The following is a 19065-nucleotide window of genomic DNA, read 5'->3' as shown; positions in this document are numbered from 1 at the left end:
TAGTTGGATTAAGACCAAAGTCTAAACCCAAGTTCAGCGCAATCAATGTTAACGAATCTTTTTCAAATTAGATTTTATTTTAAGTCACCTAACATGGCTTCTTCCCATGCGGCAAAGAAATCAAAATCGTTACTTGCTTTTTGAGAATCATCATTTCCAAAAAGAGAAAATTTCTTTCGTTTGATTTCGTTGTAAGTGGTGATTGTATTCACTTGTCCTTGTTTTGTTCTTTGGAATTTGGCATGGATTTGAGACCCACCTTTCCCTTGTGTTCCCTGAATGAGTAAGGTAAAAAATTCATCAAAGTATTCATCCATGTTTCCAGGAATGAAAAAGTTCACCAATCCTTGTGGGATCACATAAAAGAAATTACCGTTAATTTCCTTTTTTCCAATACGAATAAAATTTCCATGAAGGGTGTCTGTGTCCTTTTCTAAAATGGTTTTCAATCGGTATTCTAAATTGTCTATCTTGACAGTGATTCCAAAAGAACGAATTTCGATATCCCCAAGGAAATGGATTTCTTTAGGAGAGTAAAAATAATCCTTAGATGGGTTTACTGGAAAATGGAAAATTAAGGTTTTGCCTTGGTTTGTAATCTTCAATCGATGGGTAGGATTGGTTTTATCCCAAATTGTGATATTGAGTTTCGATTTTTCTAAACGTGATCCAGACCGTTGGTAAAAACCAGGAAACTTTGCCTTGGTGGTTTCGTTGATGGTAAACTCAAGTGTATGCCATTCGGCTGTTTCTGTGATGTGACAAGCCATCACACTACAAAGAAACTGTAAGTTTTTCGAACTGGATTTTAAATTCTGATAAGCGTTATGATCGTTGACAACCAAAGCAAATTCGTTTAGCCATTGGAAAAAATCTTTTGGTTGGTAACCATAGAGTTTGTGAATGATTTTTCGTTCCACTGCATAAATTTCTTTTTCTTCCCATGATTTGGGAGTGTATGTCACATTCGCATAATAATCGTATTGTTTTGGATCTAATTCATTCCATCTCATCGTCCAGTTTTGATTTTGATCCTTTCGTCCTGTTAAAGTGACGATTGGAAACCCATCTGCGTTTTTGAAAAGTTGAGATTCATTTTCGTCTGACAAGGAACCTGCGAGAGCGGCTAAGTAAACATCGTTTTTGGCAGTGGCTTTGATGGATTTTTGTAAGTGGTCGTATCCAGTCCAAAATTGGTATTGTTCTAGGTTTTTGTGCAAACAGTGATGGAAACCAAATGTAATGAGTAAGAGAACAAAGAGAAAAGAGAGATTAGATTTCTTTTTTGAGAATTTCATAAACTTCTTGGATGAGTGTTTCCTCTATTTCGGATTTGTAGGAAGAGGATAATAGTTTTCCTGATTTATTATAAATCCGGATGAAAACTTCTCCCCTGGATAGGCCATTTGCCAACTGGCCTTTGCGATCTAATAAAATCGTTTCGTATTGTTTGTGTTTAGACTCTTCGATATAGTCCTCAACCAATTTGTTTGATTCTTTTAGATCTAAGTACATCAAAAAATTGACTTTGTTGCTATCCTTCCACAACAAATTTTGCATTTTCCAATAGAGTTTGCGGCCTTGTTTTCGGCAGACTTCCACATCTCGTAAAAAACATCCCATGAGTACAATAGGTTTTCCCTTCACAGTGTGGTCAGAATACGATTGCCCATATTGGTCCTTCATTTGAAATTGTGGTATGGAATCGGCTGTGAGTGGTGCGAAGAAAAAGAAAAATAGAAAGAATAGGGAAGTTCTTCGCACAACAAAATTTTGGTTCATGAGTTCATTAACGGCAAGTGCAAAAATATCTTTTGTTTTGTTTTTTGTTTTTTTTCATTCTTCATGCATACAATTGCAACAAAAAATCAAGTTAATTGATTCCACCGCATCCATTGCTTTTTTTGAAGTAGAAGAGGAAGATTGGAAAGAATTATTTCCCAAAAACCTAACACAATACGAATTGAGTTCGGATCATTTTAACGACTTACCGAAAATCCTATCTTCCATTCAATACAAACGAGGAGTTTTGGCATATGAAGATTGGGACCAGTTGGTTCCAGATTCCTATTTATCCGATATACAAAAATTTGCACAAAAAATCAGAGAAAAACAAGAGAAGAAGGTTTATCTTTGTATCTTCAAGATTGATGATCTCTTATCACCGAATGTAAAAATTCTTAAAACTAGTTTTTATATTCTGGGAACAAAAGAGGGGCTTGTCATTTTATTTCAGGAAATCAATACAAACATTAGTTTTCCGACACAATATTCTTTTGAAGACTGGGTCATTTTTTTACCCCGTCCCATCAAACCCATTTATAAACCAGAACTTTGGATTAAAAATAAAGATTCCCTCAGTTTGTACCAAGACAAAACTTCTCTCAAGAAATTGATTTATGGGAATGTGATTGTATATCAACAAATGGATCTGATGCCTAGTCCACCTTTGTATCGTTATCCGAAAGAAGATGACAACCCACCCAAAGAATCGGACCAATGGAAATCCGTTCCTGAAAAATTAAAAATCTTAGAAGAGATGCGAAAGAATAAACTGATTACAGATGAAGAATACCAAAGGAAAAAAACTGAGTTATTAAAAGAATTTTAAATTCCATCTCCATGGATGAATTCTTGCAAAAATAAATCATCTTCCGGTTGTGGAGTGGTTGTCCTTTCGAGTAACTGTTGTTTTTCGTAGAGTTTGTTGATGAGTTGTTGTTGGGTTTCCACTTTTTCTAATAAAACAGAAAACACCTTAGCAATTGGATCTGGCATTTGGTTGTGTTCCAACATCTGCTCAACGCTATCCGATGTTCCATCACCCGCTTTTACCACTTTCCCTGGAATGCCTACAACGGTACAACCAGCAGGGACATTTCTCATGACTACGGAACCAGCTCCAATTCGAACATGATCCTCAACGACGATATTTCCTAAAATTTTGGCTCCAGCGCCAATCACGACATTTTTCCCAATGGTGGGGTGGCGTTTTCCTGTTTCTTTCCCAGTTCCCCCTAAGGTAACTCCTTGGAAAATTAAGGAACCCGCACCGACAATCGCTGTTTCCCCAATCACGACACCTGCACCATGATCGATGAAAACACCTGGTGCAATTTTGGCCCCTGGATGGATGTCAATTCCCGTGAGAAAACGGCTCAGATAGTTAAAAAGCCGAGGTACGATGGGCAAACGAAGTCGGTAGAGTAAATGGGCAAATTTATGTAACCATAAAGCGTGTAATCCTGGGTAACAGAGGATGATTTCTAAATAGGATTTAGCCGCCGGGTCAAATTTTTTTATAATTTTTATATTTTCAAACATCGATTTGTCGGGAAAAGAATCTACCCTTAGACAGTTCTAACGATCCTAAATGAAAGTGGAACAATATTTTTCTTAAGACTCGTTGAAAACCCAATTAGGAACTTGGGAATCTAATTCATTCTTTTGGAAATTTATATTTACTGAAACTAAATTCTATTTTCTAGGTTGTCCGACTTTGGAATCCAAAAAAACAACTCATCTTCTATTATTCTTTTTTACATTTTTGACTTTAACATACTCTGATATCTTTTTGAACCCGGAAGTGCCGCAAACATTAGAGAATTATAAACTCTACTTTTTTGAAAATTGGCCTTATTCCGTTTCGCTTTTATTCATTTTACTTGCTCATGAGATGGGACATTATCTTCCCGCTCGTTATTATGGAGTGAGAGCAACTTTACCTTATTTTATTCCCCTTCCTTTTGGTCCAATTGGCACGATGGGAGCAGTGATTAAAATCAAAGATCAAATTCCTGATAAAAAAGTTTTATTTGATATTGGAATCGGTGGCCCTGCTGCTAGTTTAATTTTATCTCTGATCGCTTGGACAATTGGAATTTCTTTCTCTAAGGTGATGGAAATTCCGGCTCACTTTGATCGATCCGGTTTTTTATTTTTTGGTGATAGTGCATTTACCTATTTTAGCACTCAGTGGATATTAGGACCCATTGACTTTGCCACAATGGATATCCAAGCTCATCCGTTAGCAAAGGCAGGATGGGTGGGGCTACTCATCACTGCTATCAATTTACTTCCTTTTGGCCAATTGGATGGTGGACATGTAATTTATTCAATGTTTGGCGAATCCTATCGAAAATGGATTCATATTTTATTTGGATTCTTTTTAATCTTTGCACTGATACATTTCACTTGGTTAATTTGGGGTTTTTTGATTTATTATGTGTTAAAAGTGGAACATCCATTTATCAAAGATGCCATACATGGAATTGGAAATACTCGATTTGTGTTTGGAATTATAATTTTAGTATCTTTCCTAATCATTTTTGTTCCAAAACCAATTATCGTTGGTTCCGAATATGATAATCCTACTTTACTCGATGATCTATTTCGTCTGATAGTTAAGACAGTAGGTATAAGCGAATGAAACGTTTTTGGATCTTAGTATTGGTATTGGCCTTTTCCATTGTAGCTCAAGAAAGTAAGGAATACAAACTTTCGGATAAGGCATATGGACTTGCTTGGGACGGAGTCAATTTCTGGTATATAGATACAAATCGTCGTGCTATTATTAAAATCAATGAAATTGGGAAACAAGAAATTTATAACTTAGGTTTGGCGAATTTACGAGGGATTAGTTTTGATTCTCGGGAAGGTAAAATTTTAGTCGTAGCACCAAAACAAATTTTGAAATTAGATCCAAACTCAGGTGGGATCACAGATAAAATTTCGATTCCATTGGCGAACGTTGCAGGCATTGCCAGTGTTGGTAATTATTATTATATTTTAGATTTGGATTCTGGAAAAGTGCAAATTTACGACCAATCCACCTCACTATTGATTGGTGGGTTTTTCACAGATCGCACTAGACCAAGAGATATTTGTTATGGTAGGGACTCTCTTTGGATTTCAGACTCAGCAGATAATAGTATCTACCGTTATGATACGAAATCGGGTAAAATTACAGGATCGATCAAAACCAATTTACGCTCAGTTAGAGGTGTGTTACTCAGTGGATCTAAACTTTGGGTTGTGGACCGGGAAAATAAAGAAATCAAAAACATTCCCTTCATTGAAACTGAACGATTCATTGCTTCTGGAGAAGAAGAGTTTAACTTAGAGGTTACACTTAAGTTCAAACTAGATTCGGTTTCCCTATCGAAAGCGCAAATTGCCATCCTACATCCACCATCCAATGAACAACAAAGGATTCGCGGAGTTAAATTTACTGATACTTCTTATTCTCCATCCTTCATCCAAAGAAACCGAGTCCATTTGAAAAAATTATCCATTGAAGATTTACCTGGCGAACAAGTTGTGAAGTATAAATTTTCCTCTAAAAATCAATTCATCAAATACTATGTGACGGATGATTATTTAGACAAAGAGGCAACTTACCCTAATGATGTGATTCCTTTTTATGAAAAACCGCAAGAGGATCTGAAGTTAACAACACGTGATTATTTGGACTTAATTTACCAAGCAAGGCAAACTAGTATTAGTTTATCAGACTTCAAAGAAAATATGAAACAAAATGGCATTCCTGTTCAATCCTTTCGTATGATTCGATTTGAAAAAGGAAAACCAAAATCCATTGTTGATTCTCTATCTGTATTTTTGTTAGGTTATGGTTGGATTCCGATTGCGGATTTGGGTTTGGGAAGTAATTCAGACAAACGATATTTTGAGAAAAAGGAAACAGATTTGATTTTATACCAAAGTTTGAATTTGAAAAATTCGATTTCTCCAGTTTACTTTCGTAAAGATGCTAATTCAGAATGGGAGAATTTACCTGCTGAAATTACTTATAAAATTAAGTAAACTTTCCTTAGTTCTTTGTCTTTCTTGTACGTTTCTGCAACCTTTCTTACCTTTTTTCTCAAAGGGGAAAGGAGTGGAGAGGGAACAAAAGTTCAAAGAATTAGTGGAAACCACTTGGATTCAATTTCCAAAAATTGGTTTGTATTGTGAAAAGGAAACTTCTTATCACAAAGTATTTTGCAAAGTCCAAACAGTTCTGAGTGTACATAAGCTTTCGGAATATTTAGGGATTCCTATTTTTCTATTTGGTCCTCATTCGAAATATTATTTAGAGAGGAATCACCCATATGAGTTTGGTCATTACAATCCAGAATTTCCAAAAAAATTAAGAGAATATTTACTACCTGCTAAGCAGAGTTCTAAGTTTTTTTTGATCACCAAACCGATTTATGAGGAATGGATCAAACAAACTGCGAGAGAATTTTTCATCGTTTATCAAAAATTAGATTCAAATCCTCAATTTTTTCGAAAGGAAGCAGATCGTTATTTGATGTTAGTGGACGAATCTAGATTGGATCCATTTTATTTAGATCGATTTATTTTGTTTTTATACCCAGCCTATACGGACAATGAGGATCCTGAAGAGGCTTCAAAATTTAAAGTTTTTCCAGGCGATGAGAAAATGGATTCTCAGATTGTAAAAGAACTTGTTGGGTTTTGGATTCGAAGAAAAGCGGATGGAACAGAAATAGAATTTATCACTGGTCTTTTGGAGTTGTTACGTTTGTATGATTCGGAATTTTATGAATCCCGAACCAATACAAAGTAAAATCGAATTGGAGAAAGGTTTGTTATCCTAATAACTCTTTCATGGCATCGATCACATCTTTTTCATCTGTTTTTGTCATCCCAGCAAACAAAGGTAGCGAAACAGAGCGATCATACATAAGACAAGCATTCGGATAATCTTTTCTTTGGAATCCATATGTTTTTTTGTAGTAAGGATGTTCGAAGATGGGAATGAAATGTAAACTTGTTCCAATATTTCGTTCTTTTAATTCTTCTACAAGAGTGTCGCGGCCTATTTTTGCGATTTTGGGATCAATTTCTATTCGATACAAATGCCAACTATGGATTCCGTTTTCATCTTCTTTGGGAAGTTTAACTCCTTTGAGTTCTGAAAATGCAACATTATAATGTTTGGCGATCTCTGTCCTTCTTTCCCAAAACCCATGTGATTCTTTGAGTTGCACAATGCCAAGTGCCGCAGCAATGTCTGTCATATTGTATTTGTAACCAGCATCTACCACTTCATAGTACCAACCAGGTCGATTAAAAGCATCTCGATTGATTCCGTGAAGTCGCATCCGACGTATTCTTTCCGCATACTCTTTGTGATGCGTAGTGATCATACCACCTTCTCCAGTAGTAATGCCTTTGGTGGCATAAAAACTGAAAACAGTAAAATCTCCCCAAGTCCCAATCATTTTATTTTTATGAACTGCTGGGAAGGCGTGCGCTGCATCTTCAATGACAAAGAGATTGTATTTTTTGGCAATGGAAAGGATGGATTCCATGTCACAGGTATAACCTGCTAGGTGGACAGGGAGAATTGCTTTGATTCGTTTTCCGGTTTTTTTACTCGTGAGTTCTTTCCCGTTCCATTTGCATTTGGATTGAATCGTTCCTTCCAGAGTTTCTGGAGTCATGAGGTTATGAACGGGATCCACATCGGTTAAAATGGGTTCAGCTCCGAAGTAACAAATGACTTCGGTTGTAGCCGTAAAGGTAATGGAACTTGTGATGGCTGCATCATTTGAGGTGAGACCGATAGCTTCCAAAGCCAAGTGTAAACCCGCGGTGGCTGAGTTCACAGCGATGGTTTCCTTACTTCCTACAAAGTCACCAAACTCCATCTCGAATTGTTTTACTTTCGGTCCAGAAGTCACCCAACCGGATCTAAGGACCTGGGCCACTTCTTCAATTGCATCTTCGGAAATGGAAGGAAGTGCAAACGGTAGGAAGGTTTTACGAGATGTGAGCATATTCATTTATACGACATAATTCGGAAAAAATTTCCAGTCTTTTCCGCTCCGAAACTTCCTATCGACGGGATTTTTCAAAGCTAAATAGGGATTTTCACCCAAGGTTTAAAAATCTACTTGTAGGCACTCACCAAATTCGGCATTCTTTCCTGGAACATGGAAGTTCCTTTTTCTGAAATCCTAAGCCGAATTGCTGTCATTGATCGTGACATTGCGGAACTAAACCGCTTAAAAAGTCGTTTACCAGCTGACAGACCGTATTCGCCCACGATCCAACTTACCTTTGATAAACAAATCAACACCCTCTTAAACGAAAGGGTGTCCTTAATGGAATTACCTGTCCTCCACCCACCACTTTGGCTTTTGCCGAAAGAGGGAGAGGAAAGTGCAGAACAAGTTTCCCTTCTCAAAGAAAGAAAGTCGTTACTTGCAGGTGATCTCTCCGTTCCTCATCCGAATGAACAAGACGTCATCAATTTTATCCGCGAAATTCCCAAAACAGAAGTGCATTTACACTTAGAAGCTTGTGTGAATAAAGAAACACTTAAGTTTTTATACAAAAAGAATGGAATTGAAGTCACTGATCAAGAATTCGAAGACAAATACAATTTCAAAGACCTCAATGGTTTCATCCAAGTTTTCTTTTTTGTCCAAGGATCTGTAAAAGAAGCATCCGATTTAGGATACTTCATCGACAGTTTAGCAGATTACCTTCGATCCAATAATATCGTTTATTGTGAGGCATTTTTTGCTCCTTCTAAGTTCATTCAAAATGGTTTGGATTTTGATGAAATGGTCGAAGTCATGGTGAATCGTATTCGCCAAATCGAAGTGAAAGATGGAATCTCAATTCGTTTACTTGTGGACGTTTCTAGGTCTTTTGGTCCTGAAAACGCGATGAACAATCTCAAACGTGTTTTAGGTTTAAAACACAAAGAAGTGATTGGAATTGGACTAGGTGGGGCGGAACTCATGGGCCCTGCAAAAGATTATGCTGAAGTTTTTAAAATAGCGCGTGAGTCTGGTTTACGTTGTGTAGCACACTCCGGTGAAGACGATGGCCCTTGGGCAATTTGGGATGCAGTGAACTTATGTAAGGCGGAACGAATTGGACATGGAACATCAGCCATCCAAGATCCAGAACTTGTTCGTTACATGAAAGAAAACAAAATTCCAATCGAAATCTGTGTCACATCGAATGTGTTTACTGGAAAGTATGTTCGTAAGGAACAAAACCATCCCGTTCGATACTACTATGACCAAGGTTTGATGCTTTGTATCAATACAGATGATCCAGATATATTTAATGTTAACTTAACGTACGAATTTTTTAAATTGTATCGATTTTTAGATTTCTCCATTGATGAGATCATTGATTTGATCAGACAAGGTGTACTTTGCACTTTCCATCCAGAAAAAGAATCTCTTTGGAAATCAATGGAAGAAAAAATTGATCAAATCAAATTGAAGTACAACTTAGTTACTGAAAAACAAGTAAACACAGTTTAGTTTCCTTCTATTTGTTAAATATAGAGATAATTTTATGTTTTATTTGATTCGATGTATCATCGTAATTTGTATCACATCCGTTTCTGTTGATTCGCAGGTTTTAAACCAACCAAAAAATGAAATTGTTGATCAGAAGAACGTAACTGTAAAAGAAAAATCTACAAAAGTTTATAGTTTGTTCGATGATCCAAACGGCGCACATTATTTCTCCGTATACCCAGGTGTTCAATTTATCAGTAGTAGTGTAGACATTGTTGGGCCAAACGGAAAAGCGGTGATGGCAGAAGAGAACAATAGTGTCGTACGAAACTCAAAATTTCTTTACGATGTAAAAACCAGAGATTGGCAAATTGGGGAATATTGGGGGTTTTTCATTTTAAATCGAAATGTTTCGTTTCAAAATACACGCCAAATCATTCGAGTCACTCCTACGGCTGAAAATGAAAATGGAAGAGAAAATATAGACTTACAAACACAAGTGAGTGGAACCTATACCATGTTACTTCCTGTTTTATATTTAGGACAGAAAGGAAATGATCATTTTAGAATCGGATTAGGATTTGGAGTAGGTGCAGTCAATTTACAAGGAACAGCTGATTTTAATGATGGAATTGGTTTGTTTGTGAATAACCAAGTGTTCAACTCTGGCAATACATTAGATAATAAAATCGACAACTTAGGAAGATATTCTCTTCTTACAACGGGAAATATCGATGGAGATCCTTATCGAGCCCATTTATTATCGAATTTATCACAAGGTAATAATTTAGAAAACCTCGCTATCTATTCCTTGTTTAATAATGGTCGTCCTTCGGCTTCTCTTGAACCACTCAGTTATTTTTTATTCTTAAATGCATCTGGCGGTCAACTCACTCCTTTGGAAGTTTATGCACTCGCAACACTTAGTAAAGGCCGTGTGACTTCCAAAACAAATTATGCAAAAAGTTATTATCTTTTCTATGAAATTCCAATGGGTCCATTCACCTTTCGGCTTGGTTTCGGTGGTCCATTTTATAACCAAAACAATTACACAATTGACATTACTGGTTTTGAAATGTCACTCTATACACCGATCGAATTCTAATCCATCATTGAATTCGAGTCGGTTTGATTTGGTTACCTAGTTGTTTTAATCCAATCAAGATTGAATCGCTTCTTTTAATGCGGCGATGTCGATTTTTCTCATTTGTAACATTGCTTGTGTGGCTTTTTCACGTTTGACTGGATCATTGTGTGAGATGAGTTCTAGAAGAATATTTGGTGTCACTTGCCAGTTCATTCCAAATTTGTCTTCACACCATCCACACATACTTTCCTTTCCACCATCTGCCGTGAGTGCATTCCAATAATAGTCCACCTCTTTCTGAGTATCAACACTGATCATAAAGGAAACACCCCAAGAAAACTTGAACTCGGGACCACCATTATAAGCAGAAAATTTTTGTCCGTTTAAGATGAACTGCGCTTGCATTGGATTCGCCAAAAGAATTTTCGATTTTTTAAAAATGGATACATAGAACTTTGCCACTTCTTCTAAATTCGCATTAAACATAAGAAACGGTGTGATCTGATGTGCTTGCGCACCTTGGAAACCTAGTTTCGTTTTTTTAACGATGGATTTGGTTGGTTTTACTTTTTTTTTCTTTGCTGTTGCCATTGTCTTTACCTACTTGTTTTAATCTTCCTTCTCTTTGTTGTCTTCTTTGATAAAATCATCAAATGGTGATTTATATTTTTTAACGTCTTTGCAAACGAGAGTCGCGACAAAGATTCCAAAATTAGAATCATTTGCCATTCTGGCACTAAATTGATCACAAGAAAAAAATTCAATGTCCTTCGAACAGCGATCGATGTCTTCCGATTTATAATAATAACCTTGGCTGAATACTTCAAATCGAGAAATGAGTTGTACGAGTAAAAACAAAGAATTGTTAGTTTGTGTCGAAAGACTCCTCCGCCATGGATCAGGATTGGTATCTCTTTCGTTATAAGCGTAAGTGAGTAATCCACAGCTATTGAGTTTGGAAAGGATTCTACTGGTAATCCGTTTGTTTGCTTCTGTCCCAGAAAGAAAATTTGGGCCCATTACTAAATAGTTACAACTAACATTGCAAAAACTGAATCCTAGAAGCAAAATAGTCAAAGCAAAAGATGGAATTCGTTTGGTGAAAGAACGTGTTCTGATTGGAGATTCTATCTCGTTCTGTTTGTAGTATATTTTTAAATGATTCATCTTGGTACTGTTTATTTAATTATAGTTTATTAGACTTTGAAAGTAAAACTCCCATAAACTCACTGGATATCCACTCTTCTTCAATCTTTGATCCTTTAAATTTGGATACGATCATTTCTTCCCATTTGATGACTTTGCCTTCTTTCAAGTTTTGGTGAGAAGTTGCCTTCATTTTTCCTTTGATTGTACGGATCCAAACAACCGTATCTTTTGATTCATGGACAAATTCTAATTTTTCAATTTTTAAATCGGTCAAAAATCGATTTAAGTTCTTCATCCATTGGCTCACGATCTTAAGGCCATGATATGTTTTTTGAGATGTGTTCGCTATATAATCAGAAGAAAAATAATCAGGAATCTTTGTTGTTTTTGGATTGGTAAAAAGTTCAATTAAGATGGAAGTGATCTGTTGTTTGTAATCCATTTTATAAAGTGTCCGTAATATCATTCTTAGGTGAACAGTGTGTAACCTAACCACCATTCCAAAATTCATCACTAGGATGCAGATTTGGATATCAGAAAATGAGCGGAATTGAGAAAAATTAGTTTCCTGGGAATAAATTAGATTGACAATAAATAGTTTGATATTAAACTATTTAAAAAAAGGAGATCTTGGGCCCTTTGCCTGAGGAACCACATGAACCAATTCGAATCCAAAACCGAAGGGGAAACAAACCCGGGAAACCTGATTTACCCAACATTGTTTTTGGGACATGGCAGTCCTATGAATGCCATCGAGGAGAATGAATTTGTAGAAGGTCTTCGTTTGATTGCCAAATCCATTCCGACTCCTAAGGCTGTCCTTGCCATATCCGCACATTGGCTTACCAACGGAACCTATGTCACCGCAATGGAACATCCACCCACCATACATGACTTTGGTGGATTTCCAAAGGCATTATTTGCAGTGCAATACCCTGCACCAGGTTCTCCTACTTTGGCAAAAGAAATTCAGTCCCTTGTGAAATCACAATCCATTCAGTTGGATTATGATTGGGGATTGGATCATGGAACTTGGAGTGTTTTAAAACATATGTATCCTGAAGCAAACATACCTGTGGTGCAATTGAGTATGGATTATAAACTATCCTTCGAATCCCATTTCCAAATTGCGAAAGAATTGATTCCTCTTAGAGAACAAGGGATTCTCATCGTTGCGAGTGGCAATATTGTACACAACTTAGGGATGGTGGCTTGGGAGCGATTGAACGAAACGTATGGTTTTGATTGGGCATTGGAAGTGAATCAAAATGTAAAAAATTGGATTCTATCAGGGGATATCCAATCCTTATTTTCCATTCGATCCAAAGGAAAAACATATGAATGGGCCATTCCCACAACAGAACATTATTTACCTTTGTTATATACGATGGGAACACAAATCCCTTCGGACAAAGTTTCCTTTTTCAATGACAAAGCAGTTGCCGGAGCATTGACGATGACATCAGTTCGTTTGGATTCTCAAGCTGTATCAAATGAAACATAGGTGATATAGATATGAAATTACCTCTCGAGTATTTAGTTCGAAAACCAAAACTTCCTACGGAGAATCCACCTCTATTGTTATTATTACATGGAGTGGGTAGCAATGAAGAAGATTTGTTTTCCCTTACCGAGTTTTTACCAGACTCACTTCTAATCCTATCTCTGCGAGGTCCACTCGTTATGGGAAGGGATCGTTTTGGTTGGTATGAAATCACATTCCAAGGAGGGATTCCTAAAATTGATTTAGAACAACAAAAAAAGAGCCACCAATTCCTTTTAGAGTTCTTAGATCAATTACAGAATGAATATCCATTTGATCAAAACAAGGTTTGGATTGGTGGATTTAGCCAAGGTGCTGTCATGTCGTATTCCGTTGGATTGGAACATCCCGATCGATTCAAAGGAATCATTGCTCTCAGTGGCAGATTGTTAGAGGAAACAAAACAAAATATCATAACATCTGCTGGAACTCAAAAACAAAACATCTACATTGCTCATGGAACGAATGACAATGTAATCTCCATTACTGCCGCCAGAAGTGCAAAAGAGTTTTTGGAATCGTCAGGAAGAACGCCGCATTACCAAGAATATGCGGAAGGTCATACTATTTCCAGGGAGATGTTGAAAGATTTAGTGAATTGGATGGAGAAGGAATTGTAAAAGGATTAGCTTATTTCTTTTTACAGTAAGTCTTTTGGTATTCTTCCTCTATCGAATTCGCTTTTTGATAATCCGAATACAAAAAATAAGGTAATCCAGTCAATACATAGAACCCATCAGCTCCAATGCCAAAACCAACCATAAAGGTGAAATAAATAAATACACCAGTCACATTCCATTGGCTTGTACTTAATTCTTTTAACTTAGCTTTAACCTCAAAATGATGAGCAATGCATTCCGGAGATTCGTTTTGTGGAAGATCGGGGATCGTCACACAAGAAGAAAAGGCTAATATTGAGAGAGATATAATGATATTTTTGATACGCATTTTTCAATGACTCGCTTGTTAGTTTTTTGAATGAAATCTTCGTAGACTTCCGTTCTTGTTAAACCATAAAAATAAATCGTTAAAGTATCCGATAAAGTAAAAGTTTCTGAATGAACAGAATCATTGTTTTCGATGGTATATTCGACTTCTATAATGTAATTGATTTCTCTAAATTGGATCGGCCATACCAGAGAAAATGGAAATAGAAAAGGTAAACTCCACCAATGATTCCTTGATTCAATCAACGTTGGTTTAATCTTTACATCAATAGATATGCTATCTTTTTCGATTAAATTATCTTTGTTGATATTGAATTTCTTCGCTAATAAAATATCCTCTTGTAGGAAGGTACTAAAAGTATATTTCCAGGCTGCTTCGATTTCCTTGAGATCTGGATTGGAAATTATAAAATTTCTAACATAGACATTCTTTCGATCATTATGGGTTTCATAATTTGTAATTTTTTTTGGAAACGGTAATTGTCTAATGTCAATTTTGCAATTGATCAAACTAAATGAGAATAAGAATAAAACGGAACCAATAAACCTCATTTTACCTCAATGCATATTCGAATCGTTGAATTTTATGTTGTAAGATACCTAGTCTCATTTAGCAATCATTATACTGTAAGTCAATGAATCTGCATTTCTTTTAAATAAGGAAAGTAAAATATGTTTTAGGGTTTGACCTAATAGCTGTCAGATTGTTTTGAATAGGAAGAAGAGAAGCGGAAAGTGAAAGTTCTCCCATTTGGATTCGGTTTCATTCAAACAGAATCCAAACTGGAAAGATTCTTTTTTTCAGGAATTTGTTCTAATCCGTAATTCCCAAACGTTTGAAGATGAGTGGAATCCGTTCCAAATAAGGTTTAATTTGGAAAATTTCATCCAAGTCAGATTCTTTTAGAATTTTTGAACACCTTGGGTCTTGTTTCAACAGGTCACGCAGATTTTTGGATTGGTCAGCCCATACTGCCATCGCATTTTCTTGTACGATGAGGTAGGCATCTTCACGAGTGATTCCACCTTTTTCGATGAGCCATAAAAGAACTTTTTGTGAAAAGATGAGTCCTCGCGTAACATTTAACGTACGTTCTGTGGCATCTGGATACACGTGAAGTCCTTTGAGAACAAAATTCATTTTTTCCAAGATGTAATCGAGTGCGATGGTGGAGTCCGGAAGGACAATTCGTTCGGCAGAAGAATGCGAAATATCACGTTCATGCCAGAGTCCAACGTTTTGAAGTCCTACGTTTACATTGGAACGGATCACTCGCGAAATACCAGAGATACGTTCACAGACCACAGGGTTTCGTTTGTGTGGCATTGCCGAGGATCCTTTTTGTCCTTTTGCAAATGGTTCTTCGACTTCTCGCCCTTCTGTTTTTTGTAAGAGACGAATCTCTGTTGCCATTCGATCCAAACTCGCAGCGACCACACCTAGAACCGACATATAAAATGCATGTCTGTCACGCGAGATCACTTGCGTCGCAATAGGATCTACTTTTAATCCCAGTTTGTTTAAGACATACTCTTCAATTTCTAAATCAATATTGGAATACGTACCCACGGCTCCAGAAAGTTTTCCCACAGCCACTTGCTCACGGGCATCTTTCATTCGTTCTAGGTTGCGAGTCATCTCCGCATAAAAGAGAGCAAACTTAAGACCAAGGGTCATTGGTTCTGCATGAATTCCATGCGAACGTCCGATACAAGGAAGGTCTTTGTACTCTTTTGCTTTTTGTTTGGTTGTTTCTAAAAGAGTTTCCGTGCGTTGGATGAGAAGATCCATCGCTTGCACCATCTGCACACAAAGTGCCGTGTCACCAACATCACTGGAAGTCAGTCCAAAGTGAACATGACGGCCTGCTGGTCCTATATAAGAATTTAAATTGGTTAAGTAAGCGATCACATCGTGATGGACTTTGGCTTCAATCTCTAGAATTTCATCTACATTGAATTTTGCTTTTTGTTTGATGGTTTCGAGGTCCTCTTTTGGGACTTCTCCTCGGTTCGCACGCGCTTCGCAGGCATAAATTTCAATATCTGTCCAAATTTTAAATTTGTTCTCTAATTCCCAAATGGCGGAAATTTCAGGATGGCTATAACGATCGATCATAAGGGCAGTCTTTCAGTGTAAACTTCTCTTTCAACTGGGAATTTTACGATTGCCGAACGATGTTCGAGTTTCATGTTTAGAAACTAGTAATAAATCCTAGGGGGGCATATGTCCAAAGAATTCGAAGGAAAAGTAGCACTGGTAACGGGAGCTGCCTCTCCCATTGGTTTGGGTAGAGCAATCGCAAACCGAATCGCATCGCATGGTGCAAGTTTGGTGCTTGTTGATTTGAATCAGGAAAAAATTGAAGAAGCTGCAAGAGAAGTAGAAGCAAAATTCGGTGTGAAAGCGATCGGTGTTGCTTGTAACGTAACAAAACCAGAAGATTGTGATGCTGCGATTAGCAAAACAAAAGAAGTTTTTGGAAAACTTGATTTTCTCGTGAACAATGCTGGTGTTTTGAAAGACAATCTCCTCATTCGTATGTCAGAACAAGAGTATGACTTTGTGATGGATGTGAATTGTAAGGGAGTTTTCCTTATGACTAAATCAGCAAGTAAACTCATCCTTAAATCTGATTCAGGAAGAATCGTAAATATTTCTTCTGTTTCTGGACTCACTGGTCAACCAGGCCAAGCAAACTACTCCACTTCTAAAGCGGGCGTGATTGCTCTTACTAAAGTTTCTGCTCGTGAATTTTCAGGAAGAAACGTTCTTGTGAACGCAGTATGTCCTGGTTATGTACAAACAGAAATGACAGGAACTCTTTCTAAAGAAGTTCAAGAAAAGTTAACTGATCCTGCTGTGATCCCACTCAAACGTCCGGGAAAACAAGAAGAGATCGCATCTGCTGTAAAATTTTTCTTAAGCAACGATGCTTCATACATTACGGGAACATTCCTCCGCGTTGACGGTGGTGCTGCTATCGGGATGTAGACTTTTTGTCTTTTGCCTTTGGTGCGATCGTGATTGGTTTTGCCACCTTTTGCACCTTAGGCGAAGAAGACTTTGTTTTGATTTCTTTTGCTTCTTTTTTTGTTTTTTTCTCTTTTGTAGTTTCTACGGCAGTTGTTTCAGGAATTGGTTTTTTCTTTTCTTCCATAGCAGGTGGTGCTTGGATTTCATAATCATACCTGACAGTCGAACTCCAATTTCCTGCAAAATCCCTCACACTCGCAAGTACTGTATGTTTCCCTGGTTCGTATAAACTTTCTGGTTCAAAGATTTCAAGTCTTCCATCTTTGGGAAAAAACTCGGCTTTTCCTGGAATTCCATCTACGGTAATATCAAATCCATCTGGCATTATCCCAGAACCAACATCCACTGCTTTTAAATACAGAGCGAAGTCCTCTCTTGGATACACCGTTTTGTTCATTAACTCATGCAAATAGATGTTTGGTGGCGTTTGGTCAGATAAAACCACAAAGAGACCCGTTTTTCGAAGTCTCACCTTAAAAAATTGTCCCCATGAACTAAAAGAAGAGCCATTGATTTTTTTGACATTTCCATCAGCCAATACTTCATACAAGTCGGCAGAGTTAATGTCTTTTGTTTTGGGAACTTTTACGTAGAGGTCATATCCCAAATTAAAATCTTTGAAGTCAGGACCAATTTTATAAACACTGGAAAGTTGGTTTAAACCTTGTGTGTTGATTTTGATTTGTTCTTGAGCTTCAATTTCAAAAAAAGCTTTGGAATAAACTGCATTGACAGGGAAAAATAATTCAACTTTTGTATCTTTCGATTTGAACGTAGTATAACGGTCGTAATACACATTGTATTTCCATTCTTTGGTGACGATATGACTATAGTCCCCTTGGTCTTTCAAAACATAAAAAGAAGCCAGTGACATTTGTCCACCCATACCTGTGGCGCGAATGGTCACTTCTTTGGGTTCCCCCATTTTCATTTGTTCGCTATCAAGGATTCCTTGTTCACGACCATTACTCCGCATTCCGAGTAAATCATTTCCGTCTCTTGTATGTAAGTAATAAGAAAAAGGATTTCCGTTGGGTTTACTAACGGAACTATCATATAATAGAACATTTTTTCTAGTATGTTCTTTTAAAATTTTGGATAATTGAAATCCTTGTAATACATTCTCACCAATTAACATATCTAAGGTGAATATACCTAGACGATTGTTATTGGACTTTTGGTGGATGGCAATTTGGATTCCCACCTTTCCTTGGATGAACAAGGTTGGGGATTCTGATAATTCAAAACGATTTCCACTCGTTTCGTAAAAGGGAATTTCAACGGTTTCATTTCGCCCATTGATGAACGTACGTGGAGTTTGGGGAGTGATCCTTAAAGTATTAAAAACGATTGGTTCCGCAGCGTTGTATCCTAATCCAAAATGCATTGGGTTATAATAAATATTGTCTTTAAATAATTCGAAGTGTAAGTGTGGAGGCCCCACTCCTGTATCACCTGAAAATGCAATGGTTTCGCCAGCATCTACTTCCACAGGTTCAGGAAGTGCTATGTCAAAGTCAGTTCTGTCTTTGAACCTTCTTGCTTGTTTTGATTTTAGGATTTGTTTGACGACCTTGGGTGCAAATTTATGAAGGTGTCCATATCGAGATGTCATTCCATCATCATGTTGTAAGAATAACGCATAACCGATGCTAGTCCATCTTCGTTGAACGCGAGTGACCTTTCCTTTCGCCACTGCCAAGATTGGGATTCCTATTTTTCCTCCAGTGGAAAAATCCTGACCCATATGAAAATGCCCTGTACGAAACTCACCAAAGGCACCAGTGATCGAATCATGACCTTTGACTGGCCATAGATAGGGATTTTTTAATACAAAACCTGGTGGATAATCAGAAGATGATATTGCTAGGAGAGAAACAAAACTAGGAATGAGGACTAATACGAAAAAACGCAACATCGGATTTCACTATAATTTTCGGCAAGTATGGTGAAAAGGCTTATAAGAAATCAAAGGACAGAATTCTTGTCCTTTGATTCCGCCTGCA

The 19065-nt window shown here is 37.1% G+C and carries 20 protein-coding genes; 9 read left to right on the top strand and 11 right to left on the bottom strand.

Annotated features, from left to right (window positions below):
• Positions 1-74: 74 nt before the first annotated feature.
• Positions 75-1298 carry an LIC10025 family lipoprotein gene (locus EHQ59_RS13190; protein ID WP_135620114.1) on the bottom strand — a complete coding sequence of 408 codons (1224 nt, stop codon included), beginning with the start codon at positions 1296-1298 and terminating at the stop codon, positions 75-77.
• Positions 1273-1782: a TlpA family protein disulfide reductase gene (locus tag EHQ59_RS13185; protein WP_135620113.1), complete on the bottom strand. Its 510-nt coding sequence runs from the start codon at positions 1780-1782 to the stop codon at positions 1273-1275. The genes EHQ59_RS13190 and EHQ59_RS13185 overlap by 26 nt, the downstream gene beginning before the upstream one ends.
• 73 nt (positions 1783-1855) lie before the next feature.
• On the opposite strand from EHQ59_RS13185, the gene EHQ59_RS13180 reads away from it, so the two are divergent.
• Complete coding sequence (locus EHQ59_RS13180) at positions 1856-2611, top strand: SHOCT domain-containing protein (RefSeq protein ID WP_244245534.1); 756 nt, start codon at positions 1856-1858, stop codon at positions 2609-2611.
• Here the strand turns inward: EHQ59_RS13180 and cysE are convergent.
• Entirely contained in the window at positions 2608-3324 is a 717-nt protein-coding gene (cysE, locus tag EHQ59_RS13175; protein WP_135620111.1) for a serine O-acetyltransferase, read from the bottom strand. The genes EHQ59_RS13180 and cysE overlap by 4 nt on opposite strands.
• Before the next feature lie 175 nt (positions 3325-3499).
• On the opposite strand from cysE, the gene EHQ59_RS13170 reads away from it, so the two are divergent.
• From EHQ59_RS13170 to EHQ59_RS13160, 3 genes are all read left to right on the top strand, one after another.
• A complete protein-coding gene (locus EHQ59_RS13170) occupies positions 3500-4429 on the top strand; it encodes a site-2 protease family protein (RefSeq protein ID WP_135620110.1) in 930 nt (309 codons plus the stop codon).
• Positions 4426-5823, top strand: coding sequence for an NHL repeat-containing protein (locus EHQ59_RS13165; protein WP_135620109.1), 1398 nt, complete (start codon positions 4426-4428; stop codon positions 5821-5823). Before EHQ59_RS13170 ends, EHQ59_RS13165 begins: the two co-directional genes overlap by 4 nt.
• A 73-nt stretch (positions 5824-5896) precedes the next feature.
• Positions 5897-6592: a hypothetical protein gene (locus tag EHQ59_RS13160; protein WP_135620108.1), complete on the top strand. Its 696-nt coding sequence runs from the start codon at positions 5897-5899 to the stop codon at positions 6590-6592.
• 22 nt (positions 6593-6614) lie between these two features.
• Here the strand turns inward: EHQ59_RS13160 and EHQ59_RS13155 are convergent, their stop codons facing one another.
• Positions 6615-7808, bottom strand: coding sequence for a DegT/DnrJ/EryC1/StrS family aminotransferase (locus EHQ59_RS13155; protein ID WP_135620250.1), 1194 nt, complete (start codon positions 7806-7808; stop codon positions 6615-6617).
• Between the two features lie 156 nt (positions 7809-7964).
• Here EHQ59_RS13155 and add point away from each other — a divergent pair, with 156 nt between their 5' ends.
• Both add and EHQ59_RS13145 read left to right on the top strand, forming a co-directional pair.
• Positions 7965-9317 (top strand): adenosine deaminase, encoded by a 1353-nt coding sequence (gene add, locus EHQ59_RS13150; protein ID WP_135620107.1) that lies wholly within the window; start codon positions 7965-7967, stop codon positions 9315-9317.
• 34 nt (positions 9318-9351) lie between these two features.
• A complete protein-coding gene (locus EHQ59_RS13145) occupies positions 9352-10401 on the top strand; it encodes a hypothetical protein (protein WP_244245533.1) in 1050 nt (349 codons plus the stop codon).
• Between the two features lie 54 nt (positions 10402-10455).
• Here EHQ59_RS13145 and EHQ59_RS13140 read toward each other — a convergent pair whose 3' ends face one another.
• From EHQ59_RS13140 to EHQ59_RS13130, 3 genes are all read right to left on the bottom strand, one after another.
• Positions 10456-10974: a VOC family protein gene (locus EHQ59_RS13140; protein ID WP_135620106.1), complete on the bottom strand. Its 519-nt coding sequence runs from the start codon at positions 10972-10974 to the stop codon at positions 10456-10458.
• A gap of 18 nt (positions 10975-10992) precedes the next feature.
• Positions 10993-11403, bottom strand: a complete 411-nt coding sequence (locus EHQ59_RS13135) for a hypothetical protein (RefSeq protein ID WP_135620105.1) — start codon at positions 11401-11403, stop codon at positions 10993-10995.
• Between the two features lie 166 nt (positions 11404-11569).
• Positions 11570-11974: an ester cyclase gene (locus EHQ59_RS13130; RefSeq protein ID WP_135620104.1), complete on the bottom strand. Its 405-nt coding sequence runs from the start codon at positions 11972-11974 to the stop codon at positions 11570-11572.
• Positions 11975-12187: 213 nt separating this feature from the next.
• On the opposite strand from EHQ59_RS13130, the gene ygiD reads away from it, so the two are divergent.
• Both ygiD and EHQ59_RS13120 read left to right on the top strand, forming a co-directional pair.
• Positions 12188-13036 (top strand): 4,5-DOPA-extradiol-dioxygenase, encoded by an 849-nt coding sequence (ygiD, locus tag EHQ59_RS13125; RefSeq protein ID WP_135620103.1) that lies wholly within the window; start codon positions 12188-12190, stop codon positions 13034-13036.
• 11 nt (positions 13037-13047) lie between these two features.
• Positions 13048-13695, top strand: coding sequence for an alpha/beta hydrolase (locus EHQ59_RS13120; RefSeq protein ID WP_135620102.1), 648 nt, complete (start codon positions 13048-13050; stop codon positions 13693-13695).
• Positions 13696-13705: 10 nt separating this feature from the next.
• Here EHQ59_RS13120 and EHQ59_RS13115 read toward each other — a convergent pair whose 3' ends face one another.
• From EHQ59_RS13115 to purB, 3 genes are all read right to left on the bottom strand, one after another.
• The gene (locus tag EHQ59_RS13115) at positions 13706-14023 is read right to left on the bottom strand and encodes a hypothetical protein (RefSeq protein WP_135620101.1); all 318 of its coding nucleotides are present in this window, start codon (positions 14021-14023) and stop codon (positions 13706-13708) included.
• Entirely contained in the window at positions 13984-14574 is a 591-nt protein-coding gene (locus tag EHQ59_RS18005; protein WP_425270144.1) for an LBF_2127 family putative lipoprotein, read from the bottom strand. The genes EHQ59_RS13115 and EHQ59_RS18005 overlap by 40 nt, the downstream gene beginning before the upstream one ends.
• A gap of 262 nt (positions 14575-14836) precedes the next feature.
• Positions 14837-16141: an adenylosuccinate lyase gene (purB, locus tag EHQ59_RS13110; protein WP_135620100.1), complete on the bottom strand. Its 1305-nt coding sequence runs from the start codon at positions 16139-16141 to the stop codon at positions 14837-14839.
• A gap of 108 nt (positions 16142-16249) precedes the next feature.
• Between purB and EHQ59_RS13105 the strand changes: the two genes are divergently transcribed.
• Positions 16250-17017, top strand: coding sequence for a glucose 1-dehydrogenase (locus tag EHQ59_RS13105; RefSeq protein ID WP_135620099.1), 768 nt, complete (start codon positions 16250-16252; stop codon positions 17015-17017).
• Here EHQ59_RS13105 and EHQ59_RS13100 read toward each other — a convergent pair.
• The gene (locus EHQ59_RS13100; protein ID WP_135620098.1) at positions 17004-18977 is read right to left on the bottom strand and encodes a M23 family metallopeptidase; all 1974 of its coding nucleotides are present in this window, start codon (positions 18975-18977) and stop codon (positions 17004-17006) included. The two genes, EHQ59_RS13105 and EHQ59_RS13100, sit on opposite strands and share 14 nt — an antisense overlap.
• Between the last annotated feature and the right edge of the window lie 88 nt (positions 18978-19065).

The organism is Leptospira kemamanensis, assembly GCF_004769665.1.
In the GTDB taxonomy this organism is placed as follows: domain Bacteria; phylum Spirochaetota; class Leptospiria; order Leptospirales; family Leptospiraceae; genus Leptospira_A; species Leptospira_A kemamanensis.
The sequence above is the reverse complement of the archived record's forward strand: the minus strand, read 5'-3'. Positions and strand labels throughout refer to the sequence as shown.

Bases quoted from the DNA above. Each gene is read 5' to 3' on its own strand.
- EHQ59_RS13190 (WP_135620114.1), bottom strand. From the start codon at position 1,298: ATGAAATTCTCAAAAAAGAAATCTAATCTCTCTTTTCTCTTTGTTCTC.
- EHQ59_RS13145 (WP_244245533.1), top strand. From the start codon at position 9,352: ATGTTTTATTTGATTCGATGTATCATCGTAATTTGTATCACATCCGTT.
- EHQ59_RS13135 (WP_135620105.1), bottom strand. From the start codon at position 11,403: ATGGGCCCAAATTTTCTTTCTGGGACAGAAGCAAACAAACGGATTACC.
- EHQ59_RS13105 (WP_135620099.1), top strand. From the start codon at position 16,250: ATGTCCAAAGAATTCGAAGGAAAAGTAGCACTGGTAACGGGAGCTGCC.
- EHQ59_RS13100 (WP_135620098.1), bottom strand. From the start codon at position 18,977: ATGTTGCGTTTTTTCGTATTAGTCCTCATTCCTAGTTTTGTTTCTCTC.
- ygiD (WP_135620103.1), top strand. From the start codon at position 12,188: ATGAACCAATTCGAATCCAAAACCGAAGGGGAAACAAACCCGGGAAAC.
- EHQ59_RS18005 (WP_425270144.1), bottom strand. From the start codon at position 14,574: ATGAGGTTTATTGGTTCCGTTTTATTCTTATTCTCATTTAGTTTGATC.
- EHQ59_RS13165 (WP_135620109.1), top strand. From the start codon at position 4,426: ATGAAACGTTTTTGGATCTTAGTATTGGTATTGGCCTTTTCCATTGTA.
- EHQ59_RS13155 (WP_135620250.1), bottom strand. From the start codon at position 7,808: ATGCTCACATCTCGTAAAACCTTCCTACCGTTTGCACTTCCTTCCATT.
- EHQ59_RS13140 (WP_135620106.1), bottom strand. From the start codon at position 10,974: ATGGCAACAGCAAAGAAAAAAAAAGTAAAACCAACCAAATCCATCGTT.
- cysE (WP_135620111.1), bottom strand. From the start codon at position 3,324: ATGTTTGAAAATATAAAAATTATAAAAAAATTTGACCCGGCGGCTAAA.
- EHQ59_RS13120 (WP_135620102.1), top strand. From the start codon at position 13,048: ATGAAATTACCTCTCGAGTATTTAGTTCGAAAACCAAAACTTCCTACG.
- EHQ59_RS13115 (WP_135620101.1), bottom strand. From the start codon at position 14,023: ATGCGTATCAAAAATATCATTATATCTCTCTCAATATTAGCCTTTTCT.
- EHQ59_RS13130 (WP_135620104.1), bottom strand. From the start codon at position 11,974: ATGGATTACAAACAACAGATCACTTCCATCTTAATTGAACTTTTTACC.
- add (WP_135620107.1), top strand. From the start codon at position 7,965: ATGGAAGTTCCTTTTTCTGAAATCCTAAGCCGAATTGCTGTCATTGAT.
- purB (WP_135620100.1), bottom strand. From the start codon at position 16,141: ATGATCGATCGTTATAGCCATCCTGAAATTTCCGCCATTTGGGAATTA.
- EHQ59_RS13185 (WP_135620113.1), bottom strand. From the start codon at position 1,782: ATGAACCAAAATTTTGTTGTGCGAAGAACTTCCCTATTCTTTCTATTT.